Source organism: Mycolicibacterium parafortuitum, from assembly GCF_010725485.1.
Taxonomy (GTDB): Bacteria; Actinomycetota; Actinomycetes; order Mycobacteriales; family Mycobacteriaceae; genus Mycobacterium.
The window spans coordinates 187912-206896 of record NZ_AP022598.1 but is presented as its reverse complement, the minus strand read 5'-3'; the positions used below and the strand labels follow the sequence as shown (position 1 = coordinate 206896).

The window sequence follows — 18985 nt, the reverse complement described above, 5'->3', positions numbered from 1 at the left end:
CCTTCCGACGCTATGCGCTACACCGCGCGCCCGTCTAGGGTCCTTGGTCATCGGCCTTGGTGCTGGGCTGCCCCGCCCGCTTCGCGTTGAACCGAGCCGCCCGCCGGTGCACCCGATGGGTGTGGCCGCGGGTGCGGCCGGGTGGACCGGCGGCACGCATCGGTTCGGCGTAGAACATCGTCTTGGTGATGTCGACGAGGACCAGGTAGGCGACCGTCAGCGCCACCAGCGCGGCGAAGAACTGCCAGGGCAGCGGTGTGAAACCCAGGTTCGCGGCGACGGGGGAGACGGTCACCGCGATGCCGACGGCGATCACCAGCCCGGTCGACAGCACCAGCGCGCCGGCGGGCCTGCTGCGCAGGAACGGCACCTTCCTGGTGCGGATGGCGAAGATGATCAGCGTCTGGGTGGCCAGCGACTCGACGAACCAGCCGGTGCGGAACTCCGCCGGACCGGCGTGCAGAACTCCGAGCATCAACCCGAACGTCAGGAAGTCGAACAGCGAGCTGACCGGGCCGAACGTCAGCATGAACCGGCGGATGAACCCGATGTCCCAGTGCGCGGGCGCGTGCAGCTGCTCCTCGTCGACCCGGTCGGCCGGGATCGCGAGCTGCGAGGTGTCGTAGAGCAGGTTGTTGAGCAGGATCTGGCCCGGCAGCATCGGCAGGAACGGCAGCACCGCCGAGGCCGCCGCGGCGCTGAACATGTTGCCGAAGTTGCTCGATGTTCCCATCAGCACGTACTTGACGGTGTTCGCGAAGATCCGCCTGCCCTCGGCGACGCCGGTGGCCAGCACACCGAGGTCCTTCTCCAGCAGCACCACGTCGGCGGCGTCCTTGGCGATATCGGTCGCGGTGTCCACCGAGATACCGACGTCGGCGGCGTGCAGGGCCAGCGCGTCGTTGACGCCGTCACCGAGGAACCCGATCGAGCGGCCGGTGCGCCGCAGCGACGACACGATCCGGGCCTTCTGGGTGGGCGAGATGCGGGCGAAGATGGTGTGGTCGCGGGCCGCGGCGTCGATCTCGCTGTCGTCGAGTTGCTCGAGCTCGGTTCCGGTCAGGGTGCCCCGCGAGGCCAAACCCAGTTCTGCACAGACCTTCTCGGCGACCCGCGGATTGTCCCCGGTGGCGATTTTGACCTCGATGCCCAGCGCCGCGAGCCGGGCCAGTGATTCCCGCGCCGCGGGTTTGGGGTTGTCGGCGAAGACGAGGAACCCGTCGAGGGTCAGCCCCGTCTCGTCGTCGGCGCTCAGTTCCGTCAGTGTGGCCGCGGAGCGGGAGGCCACCGCGACCACCCGGCGGCCGTCGGCGAACAGCTCCGCCAGGGTCTGCTGGGCCTGCGGGTGGACTTCGGCGCAGCGCGCCATCACCTGCTCGGGGGCGCCCTTGACGACCAGGATCCGGGTGGGGCCGTCGTCGACGAGCGCGGAGCTGGCGCGCCGGTCGTGGTCGAACGGCAGGAAGGCCACCCGGGTGACATCGGGCAGCGGGCGCCGGCCCGCCCACAGCGCCGCGTCGAGATCGTTGGCGCTCGCGCCCCCTGCTGCCGGATCGACATCGGTGGCCAGAATTCCTCTGCGCACCAACGGGTCCGAGTGCTGACCGGCCGGGGTGACGGCGTCGACGAACGTCACCTGCCCGTCGGTCAGCGTCCCGGTCTTGTCGGTGATCAGGACGTCGATGTCGCCGAGGTCCTCGATGCACACCAGTCGTTTGACCAGAACCTTGTCCTTGGCAAGCCGGCGCGACCCGGTCGCCAGGCTGGTGCTGACGATGGCGGGCAGCAGCTGCGGGGTGATGCCGACGGCGATGGCCAACCCGAACAACGCCGAATCGATCAGTGAACGGCCGAGCAGCATGTTGGTCACGAAGATCACCACGGTGAGCGTGAGCGCCACCCGCAACAGCAGATAGGAGAACCGCCGCAGTCCGGCCTGGAACGCGGTTTCGGGCGCACTCTGGGCCAATCCCACGGCGATACGCCCGAATTCGGCTTTGGGGCCGGTGGCGAACACCACCGCTATCGCTTCACCGGCGGTGACCACCGTGCCCATGTAGGCCAGGTCGACGCAGTCCGCGGGCGCCGATCCCGCGGGAACCGGGGCGGTGACCTTCTCGACCACCGCCGATTCCCCGGTGAGGATGCCCTCGTTGCACTCCAACCCGGTGACGTCGATGAGGCGGACGTCGGCGGGCACCAGCTCGCCGATGGTCAGCCGGATCACGTCGCCGGGCACCAGCTCGCTGACGTCGATGCGGCGAAACGTCCCGTCCCGCCGCGCCACCGCAGTGTGCCGTATCGCTGAATGCATTGCCGCAGAGGCTCTCTCGGCGCGGTACTCGTTGAAGAACCCGAGTCCGACGCTGATCATCAGGATGACCCCGATGATGACCGCCTGGGTGGAGTCGCCGAGGAAATAGGACAGTGCAGCGGTCACCGCGAGCAGGCCGAGCAGGGCGTTGGCGAGCTGACGGCGCAGCACGGCAAGCGCGCTGACGGTATGGGTGCGCACCACGTTGGCCCCCATGCCGCGCAGCCGCGCCTGGGCCTCGGCGCTCGACAGCCCGTCGATCGAGGTGCCGAGCAGCGCGAGCACGTCCCCGGCCGGGCAAGAGGCGATGCGATCCCGGCTGGGCGTCAAAGCTGCCGGCGGCGCGGTCATCGCGCGGCGGCGAGCAGGATCCGGCGTTCGGCGGCCGCGACCACCCGCCGGGTGGCCTCGACGGCGTCCGGGTTGACCGACACCGACGTGATCCCCAGCCGCACCAGGTGTTCGGCGAAGGCGGGATTGGTCGACGGTGCCTGGCCGCACAGCGAGGAGGTGATCCCGTGCTGGTTGGCGGTGTCGACGATCCGGCCGATGGCGTGCAGCACGGCCGGATCCGATTCGTCGAACAGCTCGGCGCACACGTCGGAGTCGCGGTCGACGCCCAGCACCAACTGGGTCAGGTCGTTGCTGCCGATGGACACCCCGTCGATGCCCATACCGATGTACTCGGGCAGCCAGTACGTCACCGACGGCACCTCGGCCATCACCCAGCGGTGCAGGCCTCGCTGTCGGCCCAGCGGGCTGGCGTCGACGAGCGCCAGGCACTCCTCGAGTTCCCACCGGGTACGCACGAAGGGGATCATCAGCGCGACCGCGGGATAGCGCTCACGCACCCGGGACAGTGCCTCCAGCTCGAGCGCGAACAACTCGGGTTGCCTGATGTAGCGGTAGCACCCGCGGAAACCGATCATCGGATTATGTTCCACCGGTTCGTATTCCGCGCCGCCGGTCAGGCCGCGGAACTCGTTGCTACGGAAGTCGGTGGCCCGGTACACCACCGGCCGGGGAGCGAACGCCGCGGCGATTGTGCCCACCGAGGCCACCATCTTCTCGACGAGCGTCTGCTGTTCGCCCCGCGCGATCAGGTCACGGGGGTGGCGGCCGCCGAGCGCCTCGGTCAGCATGAACTCCGCGCGGAGCAGGCCGACCCCGTCGACAGGTTGGGCGGCAACGGTTTCCGCACTCTCGGGCATCGCGAGGTTGACGTAGACCCTGGTCCCGGTGACCTCTGCGGTCGCGACAGGCGCGGCGCGTTCGGCGACCTTGACCGTGCGTGCGGGTTCGACACATCCCGACACCACCTCGCCCCGGGCGCCGTCGACGGTGACGCTGGTGCCGTCGTGCAGATCCCGGGTTCCGGTGCGGGTGCCGACGATGCACGGGACCCCGAGTTCGCGCGCCACGATCGCGGCATGGCACGTCATGCCACCGGTATCGGTGACCAGCGCGGCGGCCCGCCGGATCGTCGGCAGCCAGTCCGGGTTCGTCATCTGGGCGACCAGGATCTCGCCCTCCCGGAGACGCTGCCCCTCGTCCGGCGTCTGCAACACCCGCACTTTCCCGGACGCGATGCCCGGCGCTGCGGCGAGCCCGCGCGCCAACATGACGTGTTCGGCCGCGGCCGGCGGTGTGGTGTGCCCGAGGGTGGTGATCGGCCGGGCCTGCACCAGATAGGTGGCTCCGTCGGCGATCGCCCACTCGGTGTCCTGCGGGCACCCGTTGTGCCGTTCGGTGGCGACGGCGAGCTCGGCGATCGCGCGCAGTTCGTCGTCGGCGAGCACCCGCGCGGCGGCCTGCTCCTCGTCGAGCTGCACCGTGGTGTCGTGGCCGTCCGGACCCCGTACGATCTTGAAATCCTGGTGGCCCACGCGGACGTCGATCGGCTGCAGGGTTTCCTTGGACACCACATAGGTGTCGGGTTCCACCGACCCGGAGACCACAACCTCGCCCAGACCGAACGCCGCCTCGATCACGACGCGGTCCCGGGCCCCGGTGCTCGGGTCCGCGGTGAACGCGACACCGGACTTGTCCGACTCGATCATCTGCTGCACCACCACGGCCATCGCGGGCGCGTCGAGGAACCCGCGGCTGGCTCGGTAGGTGATCACCCGGGGGCTGAACAGCGACATCCAGCACCGCGTCACCGCGGAGAGCAACCCGTCGTCGCCGGTGACGTTGGTCAGGGTGGCGTTCATTCCGGCGAACGACGCGTCGGCGCCGTCCTCTCCGGTGGCCGAGGACCGCACCGCGACCACGGCGCCGGTGCCCAGCGCGTGGTAGGCGTCCAGTGTCAGCGACCTGGTGGCTTCATCGACACCGGCGGTACGCACCAGGGCCTGCATGCGTTCGCACAGCTCGCCGAGCCGGGCGGTGTCGGCGACCTGGGAGAGCGCCTCCCGGTGCAGTGCCGCCAATTCGGCGTCCACCCCGCCGGCGCGCATCGAGTCCAGGTAGCAGTCGCGCAGCAATACGAAGCCCGCAGGCACCGGTAGGCCGGCGGCGACGAGCTCGCCCATGTTGGCGCCCTTGCCGCCGGCCTCCTCGGCGTCCTCGATCGTCAGCGCGTTGATGTCCAGGATGGTGCTGCGACGGGTTGCGATGTCGGCCATGAGTGCAATCCTGCGCTGTTGTCCGGAGTCTGCCTAGGGTCACAGGTCCTGAGCTCCTTTTCGGCAGCGCCCGGTCGCTTTGGCGATCGACCGGGCCGAACACCGGGGTCTGATCACCGACGTGCGCTCGGAGGACGGCTCACCGCCGTACATGGTGCGGTGGTTGGATTCCGAGCACGAGGCGCTGGTGTCCCGGGGCAGGTCGGCCTCATTGTGACAGCGGAACAGCAGCGTGCCGCCCCGCGCCGGCCCGGGGACACCAGAGGCCCGGTGATCCTCGTCCGGCGGACTGCCGCCGGCGGTACCACGAGTTCTGAGAAGTTCTGTGGCACAAATGATTCAATGACTGATGTGGCGAAAGCCGCGCCACCCCAACGGTCTCGTCTGTGGTGTGGAAGAGATCGCGGGCATATCGGGCTGCGGCGCAGCGGTTTCGGATTCGGTCGCCTCCTGGCCGGGCTGATCCTGAGCGACCTCGGGCGGTTACCGCTTCAACGTGCTGGCGGTGGGACGGCACGCCATCACCGAGGTGCGACTGCGGCAACGGCGGTGACCGACGGCGTCAGCGCGGGCGGACCACCATCACCGGAACCTTCGCCGCCTGCACCACCGCCCCGCTGACCGAGCCGAGCAGCGTGCCGGCGACCGCGCCGTATCCGTGACTGCCCACCACCACCAGCTGTGAGGTCTCGGCGCGCTCCACGAGCCGGCGGGCCGGCTCGTCGGGTACCACCACGAGCTCGACCCCGACGCCGGGATAGCGCTGCCGCCAGCCGGCGAGCTGGCGGGCGGCCTCGCGCTCGACCTCGGGGCGGGTTTCGTCCCACTCGAAGCCCGGCATCTCGAATGCGCCCGGCGACCACCACGCGTGCAGCACGACCAGGCCCACCCGCCGCAGCGATGCCTCCTCGAAGGCGACCTCGACGGCGGCCTCGGCCGCCGTCGAGCCGTCGAACCCGAGCAGCACCGGTGCGCCGGCGTCGGGCGCGGGGTCCTCGTCGTGCACCACCACGACCGGGCCGTGCGCCCGGTGCACCAGCCCCATGCTGGTGCTGCCGAGCATCCTGCGGGCGAGTCCACCACGTCCGCGGGAGCCGACGACCACCATCTGCGCGGTCCGGGATTGCTCCACCAACGCCGCCGTCGGGGTCGCGACGGCGAACTCCATGCGCACCGGCACGGCGCCGCCGGTGCGCTGCTCGGCGATCCGGCGCGCGTCGGTCAGGATGTCCCGGCCGATCTCACGCTGCCAGTCCAGGAAGCCGGTCGGCACCGGAACCGCCGGCCAGGCCCCCACCGGCAGGGTGGTCGCGTAGAGGATGACCAGCGGAACCTCGCGCAGCGCCGCCTCCGCGGCGGCCCACTCCAGGGCCGGTTGGGACGCCGGCGAATCGTCGACGCCGACGACCACCTTCGAGCTCTCCAGATCGGTGTCCTCGGTGTTCTCGCTACCGGCCATCGTCACTCCTGTTCTCGTGCGCGTGACGGAACGCAGTCCGCGCTCTGCCACCGATCATGGGCGGGTGAGGTGCGTGTCGCAGGGCCCTGCGGCGCGGATTTTGGGGTAGAGCCGTGTGCGCGTACCATGGATCAACGGTGCGGCTTCCGCGCCGACTTTTTGCGTGCCCCATCGGGAGGACCCGCCTGGCGGCGGGGAATGCCCCGGATCCGGCCCACGTTTTCAAGTCGGATGGATGGCTGTGCCGAGCAGGCCAGCGCAGTTGGTACGAAACGAAAGCAAGGATCGTTACAGAGTATGGCCAAAAAAGACGGTGCCATAGAGGTTGAGGGTCGTGTCGTCGAGCCCCTGCCCAATGCGATGTTCCGCATTGAGCTGGAGAACGGACACAAGGTCCTCGCCCACATCAGCGGCAAGATGCGGCAGCACTACATCCGCATCCTTCCCGAGGACCGTGTCGTGGTGGAGCTCTCGCCCTACGACCTGTCCCGGGGTCGCATCGTGTACCGCTACAAGTAATCCCAGAACCAGTACTTGAGAAGAAGGATCGAACAAGCCGTGAAGGTGAACCCGAGCGTCAAGCCCATCTGCGACAAGTGCAGGGTGATCCGCCGGCACGGGCGGGTCATGGTGATCTGCTCCGATCCGCGCCACAAGCAGCGGCAAGGCTGATCAGTCAGCTACGCGGTACCCACAACTGAATGATGACCTCCCAGTACCACTGAGCGGCTGGTTCTTGTAGAAGAAGAGCCCCTCGAACACGTCCGGCACGGAGGCCGGGCCCCGGCAAGAGTTCCGGGAACGGACTGGGATCAGACCTCCGCAGAGAAAAGGAACACTGCCTGATGGCACGTCTCATGGGCGTTGATCTCCCGCGCGACAAGCGCATGGAGATCGCGCTGACCTACATCTACGGCATCGGCCGTACCCGCTCCCAGGAGATCCTGGAAGCCACCGGCATCAGCCGGGATCAGCGCACCAAGGATCTGACCGACGACCAGGTCACCCAGCTGCGTGACTACATCGAAGCCAACCTCAAGGTGGAGGGTGACCTGCGCCGCGAGGTGCAGGCCGACATCCGCCGCAAGATCGAGATCGGCTGCTACCAGGGTCTGCGGCACCGTCGCGGTCTTCCGGTGCGTGGCCAGCGGACCAAGACCAATGCGCGTACCCGCAAGGGCCCCAAGCGCACCATCGCCGGCAAGAAGAAGGCCAGGTAACCCCGGATGGCACAGGCAAAGAAGGGCACCGCGAAGAAGGGTCAGAAGACCCGTCGCAGGGAAAAGAAGAACGTCCCGCACGGCGCCGCCCACATCAAGAGCACGTTCAACAACACGATCGTGTCCATCACCGATCCCCAGGGCAACGTCATCGCCTGGGCGTCGTCGGGACACGTCGGCTTCAAGGGGTCGCGTAAGTCCACCCCGTTCGCCGCGCAGCTGGCCGCCGAAAACGCGGCCCGCAAGGCGCAGGAGCATGGCGTCAAGAAGGTCGACGTCTTCGTGAAGGGCCCGGGCTCGGGTCGTGAGACCGCCATCCGCTCGCTGCAGGCCGCCGGCCTCGAGGTGGGCGCGATCGCCGACGTCACCCCCCAGCCGCACAACGGTTGCCGTCCGCCCAAGCGGCGCCGGGTCTAGGAAAAAGGAGTTAGAGAGTCATGGCTCGTTATACCGGACCCGTCACCCGCAAGTCGCGCCGTCTCGGCGTCGACCTCGTCGGTGGAGATCAGTCCTTCGAGAGGCGCCCCTACCCGCCCGGCCAGCACGGCCGCGCGCGGATCAAGGAGAGCGAATACCGCACCCAGCTGCAGGAGAAGCAGAAGGCCCGCTTCACCTACGGCGTGATGGAGAAGCAGTTCCGCCGCTACTACGAGGAGGCCAACCGCCTCCCCGGCAAGACCGGTGACAACCTGCTGCGCATCCTGGAAAGCCGGCTGGACAACGTCGTGTACCGCGCAGGCCTGGCCCGGACCCGCCGCATGGCGCGTCAGCTGGTCAGCCACGGTCACTTCACCGTCAACGGCGTGAAGGTCGACGTGCCCAGCTACCGGGTGTCGCAGTACGACATCATCGACATCCGGGACAAGTCGATCAACACCCTCCCGTTCGAGGTGGCCCGGCAGACCGCCGGCGAGCGCCCGATCCCGGGTTGGCTGCAGGTCGTCGGCGAGCGTCAGCGCATCCTCGTGCACCAGCTGCCCGAGCGCGCGCAGATCGACGTGCCGCTCACCGAGCAGCTCATCGTCGAGCTCTACTCGAAGTAGTCACCCTGACCCCGGAATCCACCGGGGCTCAGGCCACCTAACGGCATCAAATAGCGGTTGCCGAGAAGGAGAACAGAAACACCATGCTGATTTCTCAGCGCCCCACCCTGAGCGAAGAGGTCATCGCCGAGAACCGCTCCCAGTTCGTCATCGAACCGCTGGAGCCCGGATTCGGCTACACCCTCGGAAACTCGCTGCGCCGCACGCTGCTGTCGTCCATCCCGGGCGCGGCCGTGACCAGCATCCGCATCGACGGTGTGCTGCACGAGTTCACCACCGTCCCCGGGGTCAAGGAAGACGTCACCGACATCATCCTGAACCTCAAGGGCCTGGTCGTGTCGTCCGAGGAGGACGAGCCCGTCACGATGTACCTGCGCAAGCAGGGCCCGGGTGAGGTCACCGCGGGGGACATCGTGCCGCCGGCCGGTGTCACGGTGCACAACCCCGACATGCACATCGCCACCCTGAACGACAAGGGCAAGCTCGAAGTCGAGCTCGTCGTCGAGCGGGGCCGCGGCTACGTGCCCGCGGTGCAGAACAAGGCCTCCGGCGCCGAGATCGGCCGGATCCCGGTCGACTCGATCTACTCGCCGGTCCTCAAGGTCACCTACAAGGTGGAGGCCACGCGTGTCGAGCAGCGCACCGACTTCGACAAGCTGATCCTCGACGTCGAGACCAAGAACTCGATCAGCCCGCGTGACGCGCTGGCGTCGGCGGGTAAGACCCTGGTCGAACTGTTCGGTCTGGCACGGGAACTCAACGTCGAGGCCGAGGGCATCGAGATCGGCCCGTCGCCGGCCGAAGCCGATCAGGCTGCGCACTTCGCGCTGCCGATCGACGATCTGGACCTGACGGTGCGGTCGTACAACTGCCTCAAGCGCGAGGGCGTGCACACCGTGGGCGAACTGGTCGCCCGCACGGAGTCCGATCTGCTGGACATCCGCAACTTCGGCCAGAAGTCCATCGACGAGGTGAAGATCAAGCTGCACCAGCTGGGTCTGTCGCTCAAGGACAGCCCCGCCAGCTTCGATCCGTCCGAGGTGGCCGGCTACGACGTGGCCACTGGCACCTGGAACAGCGATGCCGGCTACGACCTGGACGACAACCAGGACTACGCAGAAACCGAACAGCTCTAACTCATTTCAGTCCCGGTCCTACCTGATACGGGGGCCGGCCCCATTTAGGAGAAGTCGCAATGCCCAAGCCCACCAAGGGTCCTCGCCTCGGCGGGTCGTCCTCGCACCAGAAGGCGCTGCTGGCCAACCTGGCCACGTCGCTGTTCGAGCACGGCCGGATCAAGACGACCGAGCCGAAGGCACGGGCGCTGCGTCCGTACGCGGAGAAGCTCATCACCCATGCCAAGAAGGGCACGCTGCACAACCGGCGTGAGGTGATGAAGAAGATCCGTGACAAGGACATCGTCCATGTCCTGTTCGCCGAGATCGGGCCGTTCTTCGCCGACCGCGACGGCGGCTACACCCGCATCATCAAGGTCGAGAACCGCAAGGGCGACAACGCCCCGATGGCGGTCATCGAGCTGGTGCGGGAGAAGACCGTGACGTCGGAGGCCAACCGTGCCCGTCGTGTCGATGCGGCGCAGAAGGCGGCCAAGACCGAAGAGGCCCCGGCTGCCGAAGAGACCCCGGCTGCTGAAGAGACCGCCGAGGCTCCCGAGGCAGAGGCTCCTGAAGCTGAGGCCACCGAGGCTGAGGACAAGGCCGACGACGCCAAGTAGTCATCCGATGAACGAGCCCGCCACCGACACCGGTGGCGGGCTTGTTCGTCTACGGCTCGACGTCGCCTACGACGGCACCGATTTCGCGGGCTGGGCGACCCAGGCCGGCCAGCGCACGGTGGCCGGGGTCATCGACGAGGCGCTGTCCACGGTCTTCCGCACCCCGGTGGTGACCCGCGCCGCGGGACGCACGGATTCCGGGGTGCACGCCACCGGTCAGGTGGCGCACGTCGACGTGCCCGCCGACGCGCTGAGCCACGCCTATCCGCGCACGGTGCGGCCCGGGGAGGCGGAGTTCGGCCCCCTGGTGCGGCGGCTGGGCCGGATGCTCACCGAGGACGTCCGGGTGCGCGGGATCGTGCGCGCCGCACCGGGTTTCGACGCCCGGTTCTCGGCACTGCGCCGCCACTACGTCTACCGGTTGTGCACGGCACCGTACGGGGCCGAACCGGCGGAGGCCCGGTTCGTCACCGCGTGGCCGCGCCCGCTCGACGTGGACGCGATGGCCGCTGCCGCGCACAACCTGCTGGGGCTGCACGATTTCGCCGCGTTCTGCAGGCACCGCGCCGGCGCGACCACGATCCGGGAACTGCAGCGGCTGGACTGTGTGCGCGACGGCGACCGGATCTCGGTGCACGTCAGCGCCGACGCATTCTGCTGGAACATGGTGCGCTCGCTGGTGGGTGCGCTGCTGGCCGTCGGAGAGGGGCGCCGCGATGCGCCGTGGATGTCAGCCCTGCTGGGCTGCCCACGCCGGTCCAGTGACTTCGCCGCCGCGCCTGCGCGCGGGCTGACGCTGGTGGGCGTGGACTATCCCGCCGACGAGGAGCTGGCCGCGCGGAACCTGATCACCCGCGACCTGCGCACCCCCGACGAGCTTTAGAGCCGGCCGACGATGAAATCGGCGGCCTGGTTGACCATGCCCGCGCCGATGTAGGCCGGAGCGAGGTGGGCGGGCCAGTAGTCCTGCCAGTTCTCCGGAGCGGTCGGGTTGCAGATCGGGTCGTCGCCGTGGCACAACTCGACGATCCGGTCACGCAACGCCGGGTTGGTGAAGTTGGCGATAGGACCGACCCACTGACTGCCGTTGCCGAACAGCGCGACGGCGGCGATCTGCCGGTCGACGCCGTCGGGTAGCGGATTCTTGAATCCGAACGCGGCGATCGGCACCGCGATGACGACGTCGGTCACGGCCGCGCCGAGCGAGTAGCCGCCCAGCACCAGCCGGGTATCGGGGCAGTTCGCCGCCATGTACTGGATGCGCTGACTCATGTCGTTGGCGCCGATGTCGACCTCGGTGTCGGCCGGGTACTTCACGGCGTAGAGGTCGATGTCCTTGTTCGTCCGGTTCCGCAGGGCGCTGATCAGCGCGTTGCCGATCTGCCCTGGACCAGGGGATTCGATGCGGCCGCGAGCGAATATCAGCTCGGCGTCGGGGCAGGCCTGCGCGGAGGCGGCCGGCGGCAGAACCAAGGAGGCTGCACCCATCAGGAGTGCAGCCACCAGCGGAAGGACGCGGGATTTTCGCAGCTGACGAATCACTTCGCCGATCTTAACCGGCCGGGCGGACTCAGATGCGGCCTGCGGCGAAGCTCGCGGCTTGGACGATCAGCGGGGAGCGTTCGTAGCTCGTGTGCGCGAACGGGTTGCGACCGCCCGAGCAGATCGGATCGCCGTCGGCGCACAGGTCGAGCGCCTTACCCGCGAACGAGCCGCGCGAGGAGACCGGGCTGCCGAACTTGGCCGAGGGGTTGCCGAACACCGCGACCGCGGCGACATTGCCGTGCAGTGCACCCGGCAGCGGTGGGGCCAGCCCGACGTCGCCGATGCGGTCACCCAGCGGCGGCACCCCGGCCAGCATGTCGACCACGGCCGCGCCCTGCGAGTAGCCGCCCAGCACGATGCGGGTGTTCGGGCACTGCGCCGCCATCGCCGAGATGCGGTTGGTGGCGTCGATCGCGCCGTCCCCGGATCCGAAGAAGTCGTAGGTGGCGGGGTAGGCCACGCCGTAGGTGCCCACCGTGCGGCCGCCGAGTTGGTTGCGCAGCGTGTCGGCCAGGGCCTGCCCGACACGTCCGATGCCGGGCGGCTCGCTGGTGCCGCGTGCGAAGACGACCTCGACGTCAGGGCAGGGCTGGGCGGAGGCGATGGCTGCGGGCAGGACCGCGGCCGTGGCCATCGGCACCGTCGCGGCGACTGCGGCCACCAGCGCGCGGCGGCTCAAACGGCGAAAAAGCACAAGACACGGTATCGCATAGCTGAGCTACACGAGACCCGCGACGAACGCCGCCGCCTGGTCCGTGAGACCCGCGGGGCCGTAGTTGCTGTGCGCGGCGATGTCGTCGCCGGCCGAACACACCGGGTCGCCGAGGGTGCAGAGGTCGATCGAGCGGGACCCCCAGACGGGGCTGGTCGTGATCGGCAGTCCGACCTTTGCGGTCGGGTTGCCGAACAGCGCGATCGCGGCCACGAAATCGGGGGTGTTCGGGGGCAGCGGGCGGTCGAAACCGACGGCCGGGAACGGGACCGCGGCGATCACGTCGATGACCGCGGCGCCCTGCGAGTAGCCGCCGAGAACCAGTCGGGTTCGCGGGCAGTTGGCCATCATCCACTGGATGTGGTTGCTGGCGTCGTTGGCGCCGCCCGCGGCGGCGAGAAAGTCGAAGGTCGCCGGGTAGACGACCGCGTAGGAGCCGACGGAGCGGCCGCCGACCCGTCGGCTGAGCGAGTCCACGAACGCCGCGCCGACACGGCCGAGGCCCGGGGGTTCGTCGGTGCCGCGGGCGAAGACGACCTGGATGTCGGTGCAGCCCTGGGCCTCGGCGGTCGGCGCGGGGGCCGTCGGTGCGACGAGCAGGGCTCCGGCCATGACGAAAGCCGTCACGATGGCTGCGGCGAGCGTGGAAATCCTGCTGGTCAGCGATTCAAGATCGATCTGCACGTGTCGATGCTAGCGGTGTCAGGGCGTCCGGATCGGGTAGTTCACCCCGGTCGCCCTGGCGCGCCAGCGCCAGACCCAGCAGCACGACTGCGCCGCCGGCGGCCTGCATCGCGGAGATGGACTCACCGAGCAGCACCCAGGCGGCCAGCACCGCGAACATCACCTCGGACAAACCGACCAGCGATGCGAACCTCGGGCGCAGCCGGGCGATCCCGACGATGCCGAGCGTGTACGCGATCGCGGTCGGGATCAGCGCGAGCGCGACGACAGGGACGAACCACGGCGTCGTCCACCCGGCGACGACGGCGTCGTCGGCGGTGAACCGCAGCGGCATCAGACCGGACACCCCGATCGCGGCCACCGCGACGGCACCGACGATGAGTCCGGCGGCGGCCAGCGTGATCGGGTGCAACGACGGTTGGCCTTCGGGCCCCTCGGCGCCGCCGACCTTGTCCGACATCAGGAAATAGCAGGCCGCGCACACCGCGGCGGCGGCACCCCAGCCGACACCGATCAGGTTCACCTGCGCGGCGGCCACCCCGCCGGGCCCGAAGATCCCGAGCACCAACGTGATCCCGGCGATCGCCAGCGCCACGCCGGTCAGCGTCAGAGTGGTCGGGCGCCTGCGGGTGGTCGCCCACAGCCAGCCGACCACCAGCACCGGGGCGGTGTACTCGAGCAGCAGCGCAACCCCGACGGACAGGTGAGAGACGGCGTTGAAGTAGAAGAACTGGGCACCCGCGATCGGCACCAGACCGTAGAGCACCACCGTTTTCGCGTGGTGGCGTGCCTCGCGAAGCCATCCGGGTCGCACGATCGACGCGAACAGGGCCATCGCGAGCGCGCCGCCGGCCAGCCGGGCGGTGACCGCCGCGGTCGGGGTCCAGCCCGCCTCCATCAGGGACTTCGCGAACGGGCCGGAGCAGCCGAACGCGAACGCGGAGCCGATCGCGAAGAGTAGACCTGAGCGGAAGCGGTCTGCGCGTGCGCGGGCCGGCGCAGCATCCAACGCAGCCATGACTGAGTACCTCCAGGTCCGACAGGGGTGACATGAGTAAAATCGACTTTGGTCATGACGCTACCGCCGAGCCGAGTCAGGAGTCAAATGCTTTTCACCTATGACACCGAGCTCACGCTGCGCGCGGCGAGTGTGCTGATCAACAGCAACCGTGTCGACGGCGATCAGCTGGCGGATCTCGCCGCGCTCGACGCGTACCTCGACCACTTCGGCTGGACCGGCCGCCGCGACCACGACGAGGCGGAGTTGGCGTCGGTGCACACGCTGCGCGACCGGCTGGGCCGCATCTGGGCGGCCGCCGACGACGAGGAACGCGCGGTCGGGCAGGTCAATGCGCTGCTGTCCGATACACGGGCGTCGCCGTGGCTGACCCGGCACCCGGAGATGCCGGAGTGGCATCTGCACCTGGCGTCCATCCACGACCCGCTGTGGCAACGGATGGGGGCGGAGATGGCGATGGCCCTGGCCGACCTGATCCGCGCCGGCGAACTGCGCCGCCTGAAGATCTGCGCCGCCCCGGATTGCGAGGCATCGCTGGTCGACCTGTCCCGCAACCGGTCCGGCAAGTTCTGCGACACCGGCAACTGCGGAAACCGCCAGCACGTCGCGGCCTACCGGGAACGCCGCTCCAACAAGTGATCTGACCCCCCGGCGCCGGCCGATACGCTGGCGCAGGGGTGGTGATGGGGCATCCGAGCGAACGGCTTCAGCTCAGCGGACACCGATTCCTGGCACACCGGATGGCGCATGCGCTCGTCCGCGGCGATACCAGGATGATCGACGATCCGCTTCGCGCCCAATCGATCTCGCTGACCGCGGGAGCAGTGGCTGCGGTGATCGCCGTCGCGGTCTGCGCGGTGCTCGCTGTGCTGCGGCCCGGCGGCAGCCTCGGCGACGCACGGATCGTGGTGGTCCGGGAGTCCGGCGCGGTGTACGTCCGGGTCGACGACGTGATGCACCCGGCCTTCAACCTGGCGTCGGCGCGGCTGGTCCTCGGTGACGCGGCAGCGCCCCGGGTGGTCTCCCAGCGCGCGATCGAACGCACGGCGACCGGGCCTCAGCTCGGCATCCCCGATGCGCCCGAACAGATCTCCCCGCCGCTGGCCGCCGACCAGGCGCAGTGGACGGTGTGCGACGGGAGGGAGCGTGCCACGGTCGCCGCCGGACCGGTCGCCGACGCCGCGATGGTGCCCGGCAACGTGCTGGTCACCCCGCGCGGACAGAGCGCGGCGCTGACCTACCTGATGCACGACGGCAGGAGGTCCCGCGTCGACCTGCGCCACAGCGCCGTCGTGCGGGCCCTGAAACTCGACGGTGTTGTGCCACAGCCGGTGTCGCCGGAGTTGCTGGCCGCCGTGCCCGAAGCACCTGCCATCGCCGCACCGCACATCCCGGGTCGCGGCGCCGCGGGACCGGGCGTTCTGCGCGACCACCTCGTCGGGGCGGTCGTCACGGTCGCGCGCGCCGACGGCGGTGCGGGCGACTTCTACGTCGTCCTTGCCGGCGGGGTGCAGCGCATCGGCGAGGTCGCCGCGGACCTGATCCGCTTCACCGGTCCGCAGGCGGGCGCCGGTGTCTCGGCCGTCGCGCCCGATGTCATCGGTGCGGTGCCGGTGGAGACGACCCTTCCGGTCCAGACGTATCCCGAACATGGCGGGGTGGAAACGGAACCCGTCGTCTGTGCGATGTGGAGCCCCGAACGGGACCGGGACGGATCGCACATCAGGATCCGGGTGGGCGCGCACGCGCCGGCGGCGCCGACCGTCCCACCAGGCCGCAGTCTGTACGTCCGGTCGGTCGGGTTGACCGGTGGCGGGTACAGCAGCGGGTCACTGTTCCTGGTCACCGACACCGGGACGCGCTACGGGATCCGAGACGGCGACACCGCGACCGCCCTGGGCCTGTCCGATGACCCGGTGCCCGCGCCATGGCCGGTGCTCGCAGTCCTGCCCGCCGGCCCCGAACTCAGCCGCGGCGCCGCGCTCGGGACAACAACGCCGCCCCCACCGCCACCGTCGCGGTGAGGGTCAGGCAGATCACCGCTCCGCGTACCGCGGTGGCGCTCTGCAGCGGCACGACGCCGGATTCGGCGGGATCGACCGGCACGACGCTGCGCGGTGGCGACGGCAGCGCACCGGGTCCACTGATCGCGGCGAGCGCATCGACGATCCCGTGGCCGACCACCGGATCCCATCCGGCCGCGGGGCGCCGCGCGGTGTCCTCGATGCGCCGCATCACCTGGCGTGCGGGCAGTTCCGGGAAGCGGGCGCGCACCAGTGCCGCGACGGCGGCGACCACCGGCACCGCGTAGCTGGTGCCGGATATCGGGGTGCCGGACGGTGTCACGTCCGCCAGCCCGTCGGCGGCCGCGGCCAGAGACACCACGCCCTCACCGACCGCGGCGACGTCGACCCACGGACCGGCCAGGCTGAACGCGGACGGCGTCCCGTCGGGGCCGACCGATCCGACGGTGAGCACGTACTCGTCGTACCAGGCGGGGCTGGCCACCACGCTCACGTCGCCGGCGTCGGCTGCCTCGCGGGGATTGTGCTGCGGACACTGACCCGGCCCGCCGACATTGCCCGCCGCCGTCACCACGACGGCGTTGCGGACCTCGACGGCGTAGGACAGCGCGGCGCCCAGCGCGCGGTCGTCGAGGTCGGAGCCGACCGGAAGGCAGGCCACCGTCGAGATGTTGATGACGGTGGCCCCGAGGTCGGCCGCGGTGCGCACGGCCGCGGCCAGCGTCTCGACATCCCCGACACCGCCACCGCCCGGATCGTCGATCGCGTGAAACTTCGTGCTGGACTGGCGGATCGACAGCAGCGACACATCCGGTGCGATACCGGTGAACCCGCCGGGATCGGCCGCGTCCGGGGTGGCCCCGATGATCCCGGCGACGATCGTGCCGTGTCCGTCGCAATCGTGGGTTCCGTCGTGCTGGGACACGAAATCGCCCCCGGCCACCAGATGGGGCAGCCTGCGGTGGCGGGCCACCCCGGTATCGATCACCGCGATGGTCTGGCCGGCGCCCCGGGTCAGCGCCCACACGCTGGGCAGGTCGATACCGGTGAGTTGGCCCGGGGCGGCGGTCGCGGCCGGCGGGGTGGCGATGCAGGCGTCGAACTGGGCGGTGGGATGTGCCGGTGCGACCGGTCCGGCAGCAGGCAGGCGCAGATCGTCGACCGGGGGCGGGTTCACCGCGGCCGCCACGGGTGTGCTGTGGGCGAGCGCGATCATGGTGACCGCCAGCACCCGGTATGCGCGCACGGTCATGACATGCTTGCGTCCCGGACCATCCCGTAGACGCCGGACACCCAGCACGCCAACGGCACCACCGCCGCAAGGGCGATGTATTCGCACACCTGCACCGCGTGGCGCACCGTCGGCGTCAGCGCCGCAGGCCGGCCCGCCCACCGGACACCCGCGGCGCACACCAGCACCGCCGCGGCACCGATCCACCAGCCCTGCGCCGGCGCCCACCGCGAAACCACCAGCACACCGACCGCCACGGACACGAATCCACCAGCGATCAGCCATATTCGGCGTACCGGGTCGGCGTGTGAGCGCGCGCGCAGCATCAACGCGATCCCGGCGGCCGCGCACAGCGCCGCGGCGACCGGCCCCGGCGCATCTGCCCGCCACGCTGCCGCGCCGATGGCGGCGGACCCGAGTGCGGCCGACAGCGACCAGCCCGCGATCAGGGCGGTCAGCACCCGGTGCGCGCCGGTGGCCCGCACTTCGTCGACGACCTCCCTCGGCGGACCCAGCCGGGCCGCCAGGATCGTGATCCTGGGCGCGGCCGCGACGGCGACGAAGGACACGACGAGCAGCGTGGCGCCGGCCGCCTGCGGGCGCGGGCCGACGGCGGACCCGGCCGACACGGCAAGCGTCAGTGCGGCGGCGACCGCGGCGAAGCCGATCAGCTCGCCACCGCCGCGCGCGGCCCACAGCAGCACCGCCGCCATCGCCAGCGCCGAGGTCGCGCACAACAGCAGCAGCGCCGCCGGAGATGCTCCCGCCACCGCGAGAACCCCTGTCGCGACGGCGAACACGACCGCCGCCGTGTTGAGCACCGCGGCGAGGGCGGGGTCGCCGCGTCCGACGGCCACCGACGTGGTGGCGGCGACGGCCGACAGTGCCCCCGCCGACCAGAGATGCCACCCGTGCCCGGTCGTCAGACCCGACCCGACGAGTGCGACCGCGCCCACCAGAACGCCGAGCATTCCGAGGGCCGTGACCGCAGCCGCACGGGCCGCCGGCGTGGTGGTGTCACAGACCGTCGCGACCACGGCGCATGGTTCGGTGGGCAGCAGGCGCGGGGGCCTGATCCGCACCGAGGTCATCGTCAGCACGTCACCGTCTCGGACACCGTTGTCGCGCAGGGACAACGGTGCATCCAGCGGCGCTCCGGCCAGCCGGCTCAGCTGCCAGCGCCGGTGCTCTCCCGCGTCACCGAACACCGCGTCGACGATCGACGGGACCAGCTCGCCGACCGGACGCTGCGCGGGCAGCAGCAGATCCACGCTGCGCGCCTCGCCCTCCGCGGCGACTTCGACGACGATCCTGCGCAGCGTATCCGGCACCGGATCAACGTAACTCGGGTCGGTGCCGGCGCTGTGCACCAC

19 protein-coding genes and 1 pseudogene are annotated in these 18985 nt (G+C 70.1%); 11 read left to right on the top strand and 9 right to left on the bottom strand.

All coding sequences use genetic code 11. The features are described from left to right. Window positions 1-34: 34 nt before the first annotated feature. Together mgtA and ppsA are read right to left on the bottom strand one after the other, a co-directional pair. Window positions 35-2665, bottom strand: a complete 2631-nt coding sequence (gene mgtA / locus NTM_RS00940; RefSeq protein WP_163765163.1) for a magnesium-translocating P-type ATPase — start codon at window positions 2663-2665, stop codon at window positions 35-37. Continuing rightward, window positions 2662-4941, bottom strand: coding sequence for a phosphoenolpyruvate synthase (gene ppsA, locus NTM_RS00935; RefSeq protein ID WP_104862946.1), 2280 nt, complete (start codon window positions 4939-4941; stop codon window positions 2662-2664). The genes mgtA and ppsA overlap by 4 nt, the downstream gene beginning before the upstream one ends. A gap of 79 nt (window positions 4942-5020) precedes the next feature. Between ppsA and NTM_RS28725 the strand changes: the two are divergent. Beyond that, window positions 5021-5214, top strand: a pseudogene (locus NTM_RS28725) (DUF1918 domain-containing protein); the annotation flags it as partial. Window positions 5215-5503: 289 nt separating this feature from the next. Here NTM_RS28725 and NTM_RS00925 read toward each other — a convergent pair. After that, a complete protein-coding gene (locus tag NTM_RS00925) occupies window positions 5504-6400 on the bottom strand; it encodes a universal stress protein (RefSeq protein ID WP_163765162.1) in 897 nt (298 codons plus the stop codon). Between the two features lie 297 nt (window positions 6401-6697). On the opposite strand from NTM_RS00925, the gene infA reads away from it, so the two are divergent. The 8 genes from infA (at window position 6698) to truA (ending at window position 11281) form a co-directional block, all read left to right on the top strand. Then, window positions 6698-6919, top strand: a complete 222-nt coding sequence (gene infA / locus NTM_RS00920) for a translation initiation factor IF-1 (protein WP_003418601.1) — start codon at window positions 6698-6700, stop codon at window positions 6917-6919. Window positions 6920-6958: 39 nt separating this feature from the next. Beyond that, window positions 6959-7072, top strand: a complete 114-nt coding sequence (gene rpmJ, locus NTM_RS00915) for a 50S ribosomal protein L36 (RefSeq protein ID WP_003879483.1) — start codon at window positions 6959-6961, stop codon at window positions 7070-7072. Between the two features lie 173 nt (window positions 7073-7245). Next, window positions 7246-7620: a 30S ribosomal protein S13 gene (rpsM, locus tag NTM_RS00910; RefSeq protein WP_083144982.1), complete on the top strand. Its 375-nt coding sequence runs from the start codon at window positions 7246-7248 to the stop codon at window positions 7618-7620. 6 nt (window positions 7621-7626) lie between these two features. Further along, window positions 7627-8037: a 30S ribosomal protein S11 gene (gene rpsK / locus NTM_RS00905; RefSeq protein WP_083144983.1), complete on the top strand. Its 411-nt coding sequence runs from the start codon at window positions 7627-7629 to the stop codon at window positions 8035-8037. A gap of 20 nt (window positions 8038-8057) precedes the next feature. Continuing rightward, the gene (gene rpsD / locus NTM_RS00900; RefSeq protein WP_083144984.1) at window positions 8058-8663 is read left to right on the top strand and encodes a 30S ribosomal protein S4; all 606 of its coding nucleotides are present in this window, start codon (window positions 8058-8060) and stop codon (window positions 8661-8663) included. A gap of 83 nt (window positions 8664-8746) precedes the next feature. Next, window positions 8747-9799 (top strand): DNA-directed RNA polymerase subunit alpha, encoded by a 1053-nt coding sequence (locus NTM_RS00895; RefSeq protein ID WP_104862948.1) that lies wholly within the window; start codon window positions 8747-8749, stop codon window positions 9797-9799. A 59-nt stretch (window positions 9800-9858) separates the two neighbouring features. Next, on the top strand, window positions 9859-10398 hold the full coding sequence (gene rplQ, locus NTM_RS00890; RefSeq protein ID WP_163765161.1) for a 50S ribosomal protein L17: 540 nt from the start codon (window positions 9859-9861) through the stop codon (window positions 10396-10398). A gap of 7 nt (window positions 10399-10405) precedes the next feature. Continuing rightward, a complete protein-coding gene (gene truA, locus NTM_RS00885) occupies window positions 10406-11281 on the top strand; it encodes a tRNA pseudouridine(38-40) synthase TruA (RefSeq protein WP_163765160.1) in 876 nt (291 codons plus the stop codon). Here the strand turns inward: truA and NTM_RS00880 are convergent. From NTM_RS00880 to NTM_RS00865, 4 genes are all read right to left on the bottom strand, one after another. Next, a complete protein-coding gene (locus tag NTM_RS00880; RefSeq protein WP_163765159.1) occupies window positions 11278-11940 on the bottom strand; it encodes a cutinase family protein in 663 nt (220 codons plus the stop codon). The genes truA and NTM_RS00880 overlap by 4 nt on opposite strands. A 28-nt stretch (window positions 11941-11968) precedes the next feature. Beyond that, window positions 11969-12577 (bottom strand): cutinase family protein, encoded by a 609-nt coding sequence (locus NTM_RS00875; RefSeq protein WP_163769333.1) that lies wholly within the window; start codon window positions 12575-12577, stop codon window positions 11969-11971. 84 nt (window positions 12578-12661) lie between these two features. Next, a complete protein-coding gene (locus tag NTM_RS00870) occupies window positions 12662-13339 on the bottom strand; it encodes a cutinase family protein (protein WP_163765158.1) in 678 nt (225 codons plus the stop codon). After that, window positions 13323-14357, bottom strand: a complete 1035-nt coding sequence (locus NTM_RS00865) for an EamA family transporter (RefSeq protein WP_163765157.1) — start codon at window positions 14355-14357, stop codon at window positions 13323-13325. Before NTM_RS00865 ends, NTM_RS00870 begins: the two co-directional genes overlap by 17 nt. A gap of 87 nt (window positions 14358-14444) precedes the next feature. Between NTM_RS00865 and NTM_RS00860 the strand changes: the two genes are divergently transcribed. Both NTM_RS00860 and eccB read left to right on the top strand, forming a co-directional pair. Further along, window positions 14445-14996 carry a CGNR zinc finger domain-containing protein gene (locus tag NTM_RS00860; protein ID WP_104862954.1) on the top strand — a complete coding sequence of 184 codons (552 nt, stop codon included), beginning with the start codon at window positions 14445-14447 and terminating at the stop codon, window positions 14994-14996. 44 nt (window positions 14997-15040) lie between these two features. Beyond that, on the top strand, window positions 15041-16381 hold the full coding sequence (eccB, locus tag NTM_RS00855) for a type VII secretion protein EccB (protein WP_163765156.1): 1341 nt from the start codon (window positions 15041-15043) through the stop codon (window positions 16379-16381). On the opposite strand, the gene mycP is transcribed toward eccB, so the two are convergent. Both mycP and eccD read right to left on the bottom strand, forming a co-directional pair. Continuing rightward, window positions 16323-17633, bottom strand: coding sequence for a type VII secretion-associated serine protease mycosin (mycP, locus tag NTM_RS00850; RefSeq protein ID WP_163765155.1), 1311 nt, complete (start codon window positions 17631-17633; stop codon window positions 16323-16325). The genes eccB and mycP overlap by 59 nt on opposite strands. Beyond that, complete coding sequence (gene eccD, locus NTM_RS00845) at window positions 17630-18943, bottom strand: type VII secretion integral membrane protein EccD (protein WP_163765154.1); 1314 nt, start codon at window positions 18941-18943, stop codon at window positions 17630-17632. Before eccD ends, mycP begins: the two co-directional genes overlap by 4 nt. Window positions 18944-18985: the final 42 nt, after the last annotated feature.